The organism is Paenibacillus koleovorans NBRC 103111, assembly GCF_004000845.1.
Taxonomy (GTDB): Bacteria; Bacillota; Bacilli; order Paenibacillales; family NBRC-103111; genus Paenibacillus_AA; species Paenibacillus_AA koleovorans.
On the sequence record NZ_BIMA01000064.1, the window covers coordinates 1 to 13,000 of the forward strand.

A 13,000-nucleotide genomic window follows, 5' to 3' on the forward strand; every position below is an offset into this window, starting at 1 on the left:
CCTAACTTGGCTAGGCGCGCATGTTAAATGAAAAACCTGATCGGAAGCTCACCGATCAGGTCCTTGGTCGTTATGTAAATTATTTTCGCGCCTCAGGACTTGTAGCTGCGTCCCGTTACCAAGTGGGTAATCGTCGGCGTTTCCTGCTCCAGCACGGCGAAGATGCCTTCCGGATATACGGGTCGACGCTTCAACTGCGACAACGATCGCCACACCAGCTTGACCGAATTATGCTCCTTATGCCACAGCGGCTCCGGAATATCGTTCGTCACTAGCAGCTCGCACCGATGGATCAGCGTGACCTGATGATGCTCCTTGCCGTAATATTGGAAAAAGTGTTCATTCACCACAAGCAGATGACCGACCACGACCTCCAGATCGTACTCCTCCATAAACTCGCGGATGATCGCTTCGGTTGCGGTTTCCCCATACTCCACGGTGCCGCCGGCGAAACGGTAGAACGATTCGTCTTCATCGCATTGCACGAGCGCTTCCCGCTCGCCTGATCGTCCTTGACGGAGCATAACGCCCGCCGCTCTTAGTTTCGGATTCATAGTAGCGTGCTCCCTTCAGACTACTTGGCTTCCTTCTTGGTGCCCCTGTCAACCATCCTAATAAAACTTCCTCTATATGTACATTACGCCAGCCCGGAAAGAAATTCCTCTTTCTTGCCGCAAAAAACGCAGATTTTGCCCTATTTTCACCGCGGACCACCCGCAAACCAAGCATCTATTAGCTTGTATCGGTAACTTTTCGCCACTCTATACCTCCGCCGGGTGCCAAGCTGCCGAGATTTCCGCGCCAGGCCTCCTATTTTGGGTGGTAAGCCCCAGTCGACAAGTGCTATAATAGCGACAAGAAGTTTATGAAAATGGTATTGGAAGGATGTTCCGATCATGAACCCACTTGTGAAGCAGCTCAACGAGACGATCCAGCAACAAAATCCGCATGTGTTCGACATGCTGTCGCCGCTGGGCAAGGCGATTTATTTTCCAAAGGAAGGCATCTTGAGCCAATCCGCGGAAGCCAAGTCGAAGGCGAAAGCTTACAACGCCACCATCGGCATCGCGCTGGAGAACGGCCAGCCGATGCATTTGAAGGTTATCCAAGATACGCTCAGCGCCTACGCGCCCAAAGACTTATATGAATACGCCCCGCCGGCCGGCAAACCGGAGCTTCGCAAAGCATGGCGCAGCAAGATGATCGTCGAGAATCCTTCGCTTGCGGGCAAAGGCTTCGGCAACCCGGTCGTGACGAACGCTTTGACGCACGGTCTCAGCATTGTAGCCGACCTGTTCGCAGGACCTGGCGATGCCGTTATCTATCCGGACAAAAACTGGGAAAACTACGAGCTGACCTTCGGCATTCGCCGCGGCGCCGAGCTGGTGAATTTCCCTCTGTATAACGAGAGCGTTCAATTCAACGCCGAGGGGCTCAAAGAAGCAATTCTGGCGCAGCGTGACAAAGGCAAAGCGATCGTCGTGCTCAACTTCCCGAATAACCCGACAGGCTATACCCCGACGGCCGAAGAAGGGTACGAGATCGTAGCCGCTCTTCTCGCCGGTGCCGAAGCAGGCATCAACATCGTCGCCGTAACCGACGACGCCTACTTCAGCCTGTTCTTCGAAGGCTCCTTGACGGAGTCGCTGTTTGGCCAGTTGGCCGGCCTGCATCCGCGTATTCTGCCGGTGAAGGTCGATGGCGCGACGAAGGAAGAGTATGTGTGGGGCTTCCGCGTCGGCTTCATCACCTTCGCGTCCGAGAGCGAGGCTATGCTGAACGCGCTGGAGCAGAAGACGACCGGCATCATCCGCGCCACAATCTCGAGCGGTCCGCATCCGTCGCAGACGTTCGTGCTGCAGGCGCTCCAGTCCCCGGACTTCGAGGCGCAGCGCCTGGAGAAGTTCCAGATTATGAAAGCCCGCGCCAACCGGGTCAAAGAGCTGCTCGACAGCAGCAAGTTCGAAGGCGCCTGGACATACTATCCGTTCAACTCCGGCTACTTCATGTGCCTGAAGCTGAGCACCGTCGACGCCGAGACGCTTCGCGTCCATCTGCTGAACCAATATGGCATCGGCACGATCGCCTTGGGCTCGACCGATCTCCGCGTCGCCTTCTCCTGTATCGAGCAGGAGCACTTGGAGGACCTGTTCAACAAGATCCATCAAGGCGTGCAAGATTTGGAGCAAGTGGCGGCCACGAAATAACCTGGACTATAGGACCCTCTGGAGAAGTCTCCGGGGGGTTTTTGTTAACATATCAGAAAGGATGCGGGAGCGTTATTTGTCTGAGGAGAGGAACAGGGGTCCTCTCAGTCCCCCATCCCAGGCGCCAACTATGATAAAGGTAGTATACGCTCTAGTCCGACTTTTCCCATTTGCAGAACCGTTTCCGCACGCTCCCTCTGGCAAACACCGCTCTAATTCGGCCGATTCGGACTACAGAGCGTTTCCGGGCGGAGAGGCGCGCGGTAGTCCGATTTTTTCGGACTAGGGAGCAAGGGGACAGGCGCCACGCTGCTCGAGAATGCTCTCACCTCGAGCTTGGGTATAGCTGGTTGCGAAAATCCGGCGGAATAGGATGATCATGGATTATCCTAGGGGACAGTTTTTAAGACAAACGTAACGCGATGAACGAGAGAAGGAATGTCTTCGATTGACTTGCGCGAAATAGTCGAGCAAAGGCAGCGAAGCGTGAAGGATTGGACCTTAATCATTGCGGCCGGATTATTGGAGGTTGTCGGGGTCATCGGAATCAAACGTGTCGCCCAGAACAACAACTGGACCAACAATATTATCCTGATTGCCGGATTTATGATTAGTTTTCAGCTGTTGATCCAGGCTATGACTACGATTCCACTGGCGACGGCTTACTCGGTTTGGACTGGCATCGGAACCGTTGGCGCCGCCATTGTCGGCATGCTGTTTTTCAAGGAGCCTCGGAGCTGGGCTCGGATCGGATGCATCCTGGGCATTATTTTATCCGTCGTTGGGTTGAAGGTGGTTAGTTAGGAGTTTGGGTGGTACTAAAGGAACCTAAGCCAGAACCTCCCTCTCTTCTCCTGCATCCCTTGCGGTTAAAGGGACCACATCCTCGTCCAACTCAAAATCGATTCGCCATGTTACCGTTTCTACAGGAAAGTCTATCCGTTTCATGACTAGGACGCTTTTATCCATAGGCACCTTGGCTGTACGCAGCCCATCATATCGGACCGGCTTCCACCATTTGGGCAATCTGAAATACAGGTTTCCTGTCTCTCCTCTAGGCCGGACACAAACGCCCTGCAAATATCGTTTCTCCGGGTTCCACTTAAGCTGCTCCAGCTCCACGCCGCCTTGCGTAATGTGCATATCGCTCGACAGCAGCCATGGATGGTTGCGTGCCTGAGACACTCTGAGAACCTTAATGCTGTAAGGCGGCACCTCTACCGTTAACGTTCCTCTGGCTTCGCCCAAGTACATTTCATCCCAGAAATCAAATACGGTGTAGTCGGTTTGACTGTCCAAATCCAATTCATGCATTGCGAGCTCGAAAATCTTGGTTGTCGGTTCCGTATTTAGGAGCCCTACCACCTGCCATTCCTCCCACGGCTTGGATACCTTCAAGTTAAATACCTTGGGCCAGTCCGGGTAAACGGAAGTAAATAAATCCGCCGGTTTCGCCATCTTCTCGTATTGGGGGAGACATTTTTTAATCAAATTCAGTCTTTCTTCACTAATGGAAACGATCTCATCGCCGAGCATAATCGGTCCGCCGGATAAGCCGAACATACTCGCCGTAATCCGGGCCTCGTTTAGCGGAATAGGCTTGTCAATCGTCATCACGTTAAACGCATCGTTGTAGTAGAGCTTGCGATCCGTGAAATAAGTAGCGGCCATATTGGAGGCTACATCCCGCATCACATTCCACGGGTTTATCGTATACATGGCCGGGTACTCATTCATCCCTTTTATCAAGGGCCGGCCTTCCCCGCAATCCACGGCTACGCGTACGGCATCTACGCATCCGACATTCTGAAACGTCGTTCCCGTAGAGGATAGGATATAAGTATCCTCTCCTGCGGCTTGTCTGATCTGCCGGAGCGCTTCTCTATACACTTCAGGCCCCTTCACCATAGTCCGATCGTGATACTCGTTATAGATGAAATGTCCCGGCGTTGTCCCCGATCCGGCAAACAGAAAGTCGGTCATGTAATACCGAATGCCCAGCTCCTCATAGAACTCGAAGACTTGCTGCAAAAACTCCCTCGTCCCAGGATGGCTGCCATCCAAGCTATAGAAGCCCGCCCGTTCCTCAACAGGTAATTCTCCTGATTTCCCATACCTCCATTTGGAATCAAACCGGATCTGCTTGCCGTCCATTTTCAACAAATGATTCGCATGCTCTTCATAGAGCCCGTTTAATTTGTCGGGAATCCAGAATGGAGCAATCCAGAATCCAAGACGCTGCTCATTCCGCTTCAGCTTCTCGATCAGCCACTTCCAACCATGCGGGAATGCTTCCCTATTCTCCTCCATCCAATTGCCCGGAAGCATATCTTTCAAATTGGCGATGCTTACCCAGATATTGCTGACTCCAAACCCACCAAGCCGCTCCTGGATGGCAGTCGTGTTCTCCAAGACGAGTTCCTCATAGGTTTGTTGGGAAAAACCGTCTCTCCAAGTCCATCCCCCAATCCAGCCCACAGAAGGTTTATTGGCAAAAATCGGTTTATACTGCCTGTTCACGCGGGACGCCCAATTTTCCAACGCGACGAAAGGGTCATCTACCATCTCGAACGCGGCAACCTCGGAATCTATCCTTGCCTCGGGCAATAGCTCATACCCATCGAAATCACAATAAGCCTGCAACAAAATGGTTCCTTCTGCCGTGTATTCGTAGACTACTTCCGTGTTGATACGGTCAAAAGTAAGAAAACCGGTGTTCAGTGCCAGCTTACTAGTCGGGTTGTATAAGAGCCCTATGGTTTTACTTGTATGCACCTGGGGATCGGCATCCAATCGCTTCACCATGTTGTTGGTCACCCAGGCCGATTGGCAAAGTACAACGGTTTCAGAGAGCTGCCGACCTATTCGGATTTCGGAACTTGAAGCGCTTTCTTTATTCCGGAACTGACATTTCCCAAGCTTCGGCGTCCCCCCTGTAACATTGCTTAGGCTAACCTGAGCACTCATAAAGGAGTCTTCCGTATATACCTTAAAGGTTACGCTGCAATCTAACTCATAATCGCCCTTCAACCGACTGAATAGGACCAGCTTCTGATGAATTCCCTGGATGTCTTCGGCTTGTTCATAGGATTCGATCGATGCGATGTTGTCGAAGCAAGATACGGGTTGACCATCCAACTCTATCGTAACCTCCATCGATTCAATCCAGGCCTCCTCCCCCTTTCCATACGACCAGCATCGTTCTCCTGCATCGAAAGTGAACGTCCCCCACTTATTCTTCATTCGATACATCATCCGGCACACCTCCGTAGAAATCTGGGTTTATGACTATGAAGCAATCCTCCCATCCCTCATATTACGCCGAAGGGTGCTCTAATTCTATTGTTTCTTTTACTGAGTGAAATCTCTTAAATATGTCTTGTATATATAGTAATATTCCCCTATAATGGAAACGTCGCCTTGGAATATTTTGTCGAATCATATAGGACTTTAGACTAATCTACCATTCTCCCACATCGGTCCGATAATCATACGAATAGAGGTGTGTCATGGTTCAACAAAGAAGCGTGCCCTTAGCCATTATCCTGACCTTGCTTACATGCGGACTCTTCGGGATCTATTGGTTTATCGTGCTGACGAGCGAGGTGGGCAAAATGAGCGGGGACCCTTCCTTTACCGGAGGAAAGCATTTCCTGCTAACCTTGGTCACTTGCGGGATCTGGGGCTATGTCTGGTCCTACCAGATCGGGAAACAGGTTGAAGAAGCACAGAGGCTTCGCGGCGCACGATCGACCGACAACTCGGTGATGTATCTGATCCTGACTTTTGTCGGACTCGGCATCGTCGTGAATGCGCTGGTGCAGTCCGATCTCAACAAACTGGTGTAGGCGTTCGATGAATTCGAAATCAATCCGAGCTCTGCAAGCTGCGTCGCTGGCCGTCGGGGGACTGTTGTATTTGGAAGTATGGCTGCCTTTAACGAAGCTCGGAATTCCCTGCGTCTTTCACACGTGGACCGGGTTATTCTGTCCCGGATGCGGCATCACTCGAGCGGCGCTAGCCTTGCTACGGCTGGATGTCGAGCAAGCGTTCAGGTACAATGCTCTCCCCTTTCTGCTTGTTCCTTTGTATGCGATCTACGCTCTGGCCCAGCGACGCCAGATGCGGCGAACCGGCCGGATGAGCATGGCGATTATGCTTGTCGTAGTCGTCTCCTTCGGGATCTTGCGCAATATCACTGCTTTTGGCTGGCTGGCCCCCACGTTCCCGCAGTAGCAGCCTTATCGGTGCAGGGTCGGATACTCCCCGACGACAGGAGTGGGGATTACCCCCTCTCTCTGCGCTGTCTAGCAAACGTTGTTCCTTTACCCGAAAAAAAAGAGCGCTACATCCAACTCCCCCTTCAGCTTCAACTTGGTCGACATGGTGACCTGAAGCAACGGGGAGCGGTCGTATGCCACACTCTTCATATCCATTCGTCCGTCTGTGATCGTCAAATAATGAGCCTCCTTGCTTGGGTCGTCACGTCGGCGATACGAGATACTCCCCGGATTCATCCACAGCTCATCGTTACTGAGATAATGAATATTCCTGCGGTGCGTGTGGCCGAATATCATTCTTTTGGACGCCATGCTTCGGATCGGCTCTTCAGTCTGCCGTTCCCAAAATTGATGAAAGTGATAGAGACTGGGAATCGTCTCGTAATCGTTGTATAAATGCTGCATGCTGTACCCGATCGAATCCATCATGAATGCAACGGAGTAGGGCAACCTCTCCAAATATTCGATCTCCCCCTCGTCAAGCTTCTGTGCATTGTCATGCGCCCAAGTCCGTTCCTCATCCGAGACATTCCACAATTGATCTTTGTTCCGAAACAGCGCAGCAACCCGTTCATCGTGGTTTCCTTTCACACACACGGCCTTATGCTCCCGCACCCACTGGATCGCTTCTTTAGGATAAGGACCGTAATCCACCAGATCACCCGCACAATAAATAATGTCGCTGTCCTTCTCCTGCTTCCAAATGGCTTCTAATCCGCAAATATTGGCGTGGACATCGGAAATAATCAGAGCCTTCAAATCAGAGCACCACTTATATTGGAACTGGAAATAGCAGTTCATAGCTTTGTCGAAATCGTCTCGCAGCCGTTGAATAAGGCAAACCTTTGAAAACAATTATTCAAGGCTGTTCGCAATTGCTTGGTTGGCTTTATGTCGTTCTCGTACCAGATGTTTTTAACAATGAGCGTCCCCGTTTTGCGCTCCGCGATTACCTCGGCTCGTCCGATGAGGCTTTCTCCATAGAGTAGAGGCAACACATAATAGCCGAATTTCCGTTTGCTTGCAGGCGTATAAATCTCCCAGGTGTAATCGAATCCAAACAATTCGTGGATCAGTTTTCGGTCCCATATGAAATTATCCAGTGGAGCAATCAGCTCACAGCGCCGTTTCGGCGCCGGATTTTGCAGGACGGCTTCAATAAGCGGCAAGTCCTCCGCGCGGCAGTACAGGATATCCTTCATTTGTCCCACGGCAACCGCAACAATGCGAGCTTCGTGCAACAGCTGGCGGAAAACCTCGTTGCGTTGCTCCGCTTTCAATCCCCATATGTTCAGCCAGGCATCGGATGCGCGATTCCATAGAAGGCCGACAGCGCCGATTCGACGCAGTACCCGCCATTTGTGATGCTCAAGCTCGCCCTCCAGCGGCTCCGGCGCGTTCAGCAGATTGGGCTGTATGTATTTCTCGGCGAGATCGTAATACTTACGGGTTCCTTTTTTGTAATGGATGATCAACTCGCCAGTCGAGTACATCTGCTCCAGCACAGACCGGGAAGCATTGTTTCCGCCGCTCCAGTGGATGGCCGATTGCCAAGCGAAATTCCCATCCAATTTCAAATCATCCGAGCTTAGCGTACCGTGATTCTGGATGTGAACTCGAACTTGCTGGATCAACGCTTCCATTTCGGGATAGCGCTTGGCATGCTGTCGCGCGGCCTGCCGGTACCGCTCAAAATACGGCCAGTCCTCGACAGGAATGATGGCCAAATTTTTGTCGGGATAATCGACAAGGCTTCTATCTTGATACAGCAGCTCGGAGAGCATATTCTTGGTAAATCCTTGGATTCGCGACTGCAAGACCAGTTCGGCGTTTTTTCCGCAAACATCGATGGGATCATATTGAATGCAGCCGACCTGCCGCACAAAATCCAAGACTCCCTGCTTTCCGGCAAATCGACATTCGCCCAACAGCCCATGCTTCAATAGCAGAAATTGTCGTGCCTGGCGGTTCGTCAATTGGATCATCTACACATCGGCTCCTTAACGAAACAAATGGGGGCCGCTTGCCAACAAAACAAACACACGTTCCCACAAGATGTTACCATTTTCTCGAGCCTAAAAACAAGAGCTATTGAAATAAACCTGATTGAAATTCAGGAAATATCGTTCAAAAGGAGTCGAGCTTACCGAATTGACCGATAACTAAAAAAGCCCGCAATTTCCGCGGACTTGGTTCGGCCTATGTTATTGTCATCCGACATGTAAGAATTAATTGTCGTAACTAGAAAAGCTCGGAGGGCTCAATCTGAACAGGCAATGGCAAGGTCGGTTCCATCACTTATATTTTTCGGCAGCACAAGACCCAAGAAGAAAAAATATTCCTCCCAACACAAATATAACTCCTGTTATTCTTGCGATTAATATATCCATTTTAGTTTTCACTTGGTGCAGATTTTCAAATTTTCTTGTATTGATATTATAACCGTAGAAGAAGCTAGAATACTTTGGAAATACAATACTAAATATGCCTCCGATTATGAAGAGGATACAAAGTAGTATCATCTTAATGCCTCCATCCATTTTCCCTATTCGTTGCAGCAGCTTAAGCCAGCTCAGCTCGAGTCTCGCACTTCAATGGATGCTATAATAATGCCGCTGTCTCCAGCGCCCTTAACGGAGGATCGAAGATTCCAATATCGTTAACCTGTTGACTGCTGCGATCGCATTCCCATCACTCCTCCTGTGTTCATCATCAGACTTATCTCGTTTCCTTCAAAATGACAAAAAAGAGCAGTTGCCGCGGCAATCTGCTCCCCCATAATGTTTGAACTAACGTATCCCCAACCGCACAACTAAGCTGGTACGTAGGTCAACCTGATCACCTGATCACCAATTCGATCGCTTGCCACGAGACGAAGCGGCGGCCTCGGACCGGCGAAGAACGGCTTGCCGTGACCCAGCACGACTGGATGGAGATAGAGTCGATACTCATCTATGAGACCAAGCTCCGCTAGACTATGAGCCAACTCAGGCCCGGCAACTTCAATCTCCCCTTCATGCTGAGCCTTCAGCCCACGTATGGCCGCTGCGAGGTCGCCTTCGATGAGAGAAGCGTTCGGACCGACGGACTTTAACGTCCTCGACACCACCCACTTCGGGTTGCGTTGCCACGCCGCTGCGTATTCCCGTTCCGACGCATCCCATTCAGTATGGTCTCCGTCCCAATACCTCATGATCTCGTACATGCGGCGTCCGTACAGGCTGCCCGCCTGGCCTCGCATGTCGTCGATGAAATGACGGAATAGCACGGGGTCGGGTTGGAATGCAGTGTGGTCGACGAACCCGTCCAGTGACTGGTTCAATGAGAAAACGATCTTTGCCATGCGACTGACTCTCCTCCCTGGTTTTCTCGGAAACGTATGCGCCGGTTTACTGAAAGATGAGTTCATCTACACTCTGGCCGCCGCAATGTGATTTCGAGATATAGCAATTATCCGCTTAGAGTAACGTCATTGAGAAATAAATATGAATAGAAATTAATTTTACCTCTATTATAAATGTACAACCGGAACTTTGATTTGTCATGATCTTTTTTATCCGAGCTATTTACTACCAGTTCCGACAGTCGCCGTAGAAAGATAAGAAAATCAGTCCTAAAAAGGATATAAGTCCAAACGCCGTCAGAATGACAATCACCGGAGTCCATAAAGCAATTTTAGTTATCCTCTTCATATGCTCTTCCTTCAGCTGACTACGACTGCACCAACTAAAATTTATGGTCTCGTTCCCACTAACGAACGTATTTCCCGAATGTGATCACTCATGAATCCATCTCGTTGTTAACTAAGTTGATTGTAATCATACCACATATTGGTATTATCTATCCCTGGTTCAACGAACGGCGACACGACAGCCCATGAAATGCCGGCTGCCGTTATGTGATTGAGCTATCGTACCCGATAGCTTAACGTTCCAGTGTAGTACGTCTGGTATTGTTTGAGTCCTCGGAGAAACGAAAGATTATCTTCAACTCATAATTACCCACTAATTGATTAACAACTTTTAAAATTAAGGATGAGTATCTCTGATATAACCAGTTAGTTGCAAACTGGTTGTGTCCTGAAATTATTAGTGAGTTATCTAAATGAACTGCTCTTGATTTTAAAAACCACTGATCAAAGCTTGGTTGAGATATTTGATTCGTTATTATTTCCAGGACTGAATCCCAAATGTTCGGTGCGATATTACCAATCTCCTGCTGGGCTAATAATTGATCGACTTTTATATTAAAAATCTTAGCTAACAGCACTAGTATATCTATACCTGGCAAGCACTCTCCTCTTTCCCACTTGGAAACAGCCTGATGACTAACATTTAACATCTCACCAAGTTGTATTTGAGTTAATTTTAAACCTTTCCGTTCGGCTGCTATTATCTCTCCTACAAATTTGATATTTATCATTTCACCATCCCTCCCCACACTTAAAGTTAGCATAGGAATACAATAATGTGTATCAAGCACTAGCATGCGACGACAGCGGAGCTGCAGCCAGAGCGATCGACGATGCGCAGAGCAAAGACACAATCCGCTTCCACTTAAACATAGAGGGTCATCCCCTTACATGGGTTAGAATCAGTATGCTTCTCTCTGCTATACTGCCGATTAATTTATTAAGAAAGCGGTTGCACTGTAAATAGCTGCTTTTGGTTTGGTATATTTATTTTGTCGTCTATGCGATCGAAGAGAACGACCCGCAGGTTTTTCACGTTCAACAAAATCGGGCTACTGGAGTAAAATGATCGATAGGCACAACCGCTCAACCCCTGCATACTAACGTTATGGCTGAACCATTAATTCGATCGGAAGGAGCGAGCTGGGAGAACGATCCTGATGGAGCCAACTGGACCAACTAAACAGGAGGGTTGACTTTGAAAAAAATAACTGCATTATCCTTGGTCATAGCGGCTTCGATGGGAGTATCAACCGCATGTTCGGACAAAGAGAAGACAACGGGTCAGGGAGCGACAGCAACGGTGACTCCGAGTACAAGCACAAGCACTCCGAGCACCAGCTTGGCCAAAATACCGCTCAAGCTGTTCATCTCCGCCAACAATGCGAGCGCCAGCTTGCCCCAGAATCCCGCGGACGATTTCGTTAAGAAGGCGATTGAAGAGAAATTCAACGTGACTCTAGACGTGAACTACATGTTGCCGGGGACGGATTACACCAATAAAATCAATGCGATGATCGCCGGAAACGACGCACCGGATTTTTGGCGGGACAGCAACGGCGACGGAGGCAATAAATACGCCCTTACCGGGATTTTAGCGGACATGACTCCTTACGTTAGTCCTAGCACGATGCCGAATTATTTCAAATATTGGATTACCCAAGAAGAGCTTAAGCTGTATCAGATTCAGAACCAATTTATACGGATCCCGCTTGCGTATGATAAGAACGTGTATCGGTCCTACTACATTCGAAAAGACTGGTTAGATAAATTAGGCCTGAAGGTGCCTTCAAGCTATGATGAATATTTCAAAGTGCTGAAGGCCTTTACGGAAAATGATCCGGACGGGAACGGCAAAAAGGATACTTATGGATTTACTACGGCCGGCGGGGGAACCTCGCTTTCGCTGGACTGGCCGGAGTGGATCAAGAACGGCTTGACTTATCCCTCCTTTGCGGAAAACAACAAATACATCGATATGCAAACCGATGCCCGCGTACAACAGGTTGTCGACGATATCGTAAAGGTTATCGGCGAGGGGGTCATCGATCCGGACTGGTTCCTGAACAAGGCGGCGAATGTGCTGGACAAGGCTGTCCCAGGCAGGGTGGGAGTCGTGATTGGCAATACCAAGGATTTCGCTTATGATTCCATGTCGCAAAGCCTGCAGAGCAAAAGCAAGGCAATCAATCCGAACGCGAATTGGGTCGCCTTCAATCCATTGGGCAACGTGGCTCTACGCACAGCGCCTTCAGCCGGCTCCCCGATCTTGTTCTCCAAGAGCGCAGCGGAGAAGAACCCTGAGAAGCTGAAACGTGCCGTCATGGTCCTGGATTGGTTAGCTGGCGAGGAAGGCTACCTGCTTACCCATTACGGTGTCGAAGGCAAACATTACACGCGCAAAGGAAATGTGATCACGCTTAATATCGAAGCCCGGGACACGGACATAACGAAGAAAGGGGACTTCCTGGAAATATGGAACTTCTTCGCCCCCTATACTCCTGAAGTTTTCGGTCTGCAGGTGATCGATCCCCGAGAATCGGATCGCGATAGAGAGCTTTATAAATTTATTACTTCCATTCCGGTACGGCCAAATGTAGGCGCAGGCCTGGCTCCGCCGGAAGGCGTGGATCTCGGTGCGTTCCGCGCAAGGCAGAACGAGCTGCATGTCAAAATGGTATTAGAGGAGAAATCGGGGAAAAACTGGCCTATCTATAGGGAGGAAGTCCTCAATAAATACAAGGGCAAGCTGATCTTCGACGCTTATGAAACCCAGATGAGAGCCGCCGGACTCATAAAGTAGGATCAAACGAATAAAATCT

The 13,000-nt window shown here is 49.8% G+C and carries 11 protein-coding genes; 5 read left to right on the forward strand and 6 right to left on the reverse strand.

What is annotated here, in order from left to right; translation table 11 throughout:
- Nucleotides 1-92: 92 nt before the first annotated feature.
- The gene (locus tag PKO02S_RS19915) at nt 93-554 is read right to left on the reverse strand and encodes an NUDIX hydrolase (RefSeq protein ID WP_127585600.1); all 462 of its coding nucleotides are present in this window, start codon (nt 552-554) and stop codon (nt 93-95) included.
- 342 nt (nt 555-896) lie between these two features.
- Here PKO02S_RS19915 and PKO02S_RS19920 point away from each other — a divergent pair, with 342 nt between their 5' ends.
- Together PKO02S_RS19920 and PKO02S_RS19925 are read left to right on the forward strand one after the other, a co-directional pair.
- Nucleotides 897-2,207, forward strand: coding sequence for an aminotransferase class I/II-fold pyridoxal phosphate-dependent enzyme (locus PKO02S_RS19920; protein ID WP_127585601.1), 1,311 nt, complete (start codon nt 897-899; stop codon nt 2,205-2,207).
- Nucleotides 2,208-2,645: 438 nt separating this feature from the next.
- Nucleotides 2,646-3,011 carry a DMT family transporter gene (locus tag PKO02S_RS19925; RefSeq protein WP_127585602.1) on the forward strand — a complete coding sequence of 122 codons (366 nt, stop codon included), beginning with the start codon at nt 2,646-2,648 and terminating at the stop codon, nt 3,009-3,011.
- 24 nt (nt 3,012-3,035) lie between these two features.
- Here PKO02S_RS19925 and PKO02S_RS19930 read toward each other — a convergent pair whose 3' ends face one another.
- Nucleotides 3,036-5,462 (reverse strand): alpha-galactosidase, encoded by a 2,427-nt coding sequence (locus PKO02S_RS19930; RefSeq protein ID WP_127585603.1) that lies wholly within the window; start codon nt 5,460-5,462, stop codon nt 3,036-3,038.
- 254 nt (nt 5,463-5,716) lie between these two features.
- Between PKO02S_RS19930 and PKO02S_RS19935 the strand changes: the two genes are divergently transcribed.
- Both PKO02S_RS19935 and PKO02S_RS19940 read left to right on the forward strand, forming a co-directional pair.
- Entirely contained in the window at nt 5,717-6,055 is a 339-nt protein-coding gene (locus PKO02S_RS19935; RefSeq protein WP_127585604.1) for a DUF4234 domain-containing protein, read from the forward strand.
- A 7-nt stretch (nt 6,056-6,062) separates the two neighbouring features.
- Complete coding sequence (locus PKO02S_RS19940) at nt 6,063-6,443, forward strand: DUF2752 domain-containing protein (RefSeq protein WP_127585605.1); 381 nt, start codon at nt 6,063-6,065, stop codon at nt 6,441-6,443.
- 89 nt (nt 6,444-6,532) lie between these two features.
- Here the strand turns inward: PKO02S_RS19940 and PKO02S_RS19945 are convergent, their stop codons facing one another.
- The 4 genes from PKO02S_RS19945 to PKO02S_RS19960 form a co-directional block, all read right to left on the reverse strand.
- Nucleotides 6,533-7,246: a metallophosphoesterase family protein gene (locus PKO02S_RS19945; protein WP_127585606.1), complete on the reverse strand. Its 714-nt coding sequence runs from the start codon at nt 7,244-7,246 to the stop codon at nt 6,533-6,535.
- A gap of 38 nt (nt 7,247-7,284) precedes the next feature.
- A complete protein-coding gene (locus PKO02S_RS19950) occupies nt 7,285-8,472 on the reverse strand; it encodes a winged helix-turn-helix domain-containing protein (RefSeq protein WP_127585607.1) in 1,188 nt (395 codons plus the stop codon).
- An 827-nt stretch (nt 8,473-9,299) separates the two neighbouring features.
- Nucleotides 9,300-9,830 (reverse strand): dihydrofolate reductase family protein, encoded by a 531-nt coding sequence (locus PKO02S_RS19955; RefSeq protein ID WP_127585608.1) that lies wholly within the window; start codon nt 9,828-9,830, stop codon nt 9,300-9,302.
- Between the two features lie 581 nt (nt 9,831-10,411).
- Complete coding sequence (locus tag PKO02S_RS19960; protein WP_164821565.1) at nt 10,412-10,909, reverse strand: helix-turn-helix domain-containing protein; 498 nt, start codon at nt 10,907-10,909, stop codon at nt 10,412-10,414.
- 467 nt (nt 10,910-11,376) lie between these two features.
- Between PKO02S_RS19960 and PKO02S_RS19965 the strand changes: the two genes are divergently transcribed.
- Nucleotides 11,377-12,981, forward strand: coding sequence for a type 2 periplasmic-binding domain-containing protein (locus PKO02S_RS19965; RefSeq protein ID WP_127585610.1), 1,605 nt, complete (start codon nt 11,377-11,379; stop codon nt 12,979-12,981).
- Nucleotides 12,982-13,000 lie beyond the last annotated feature (19 nt).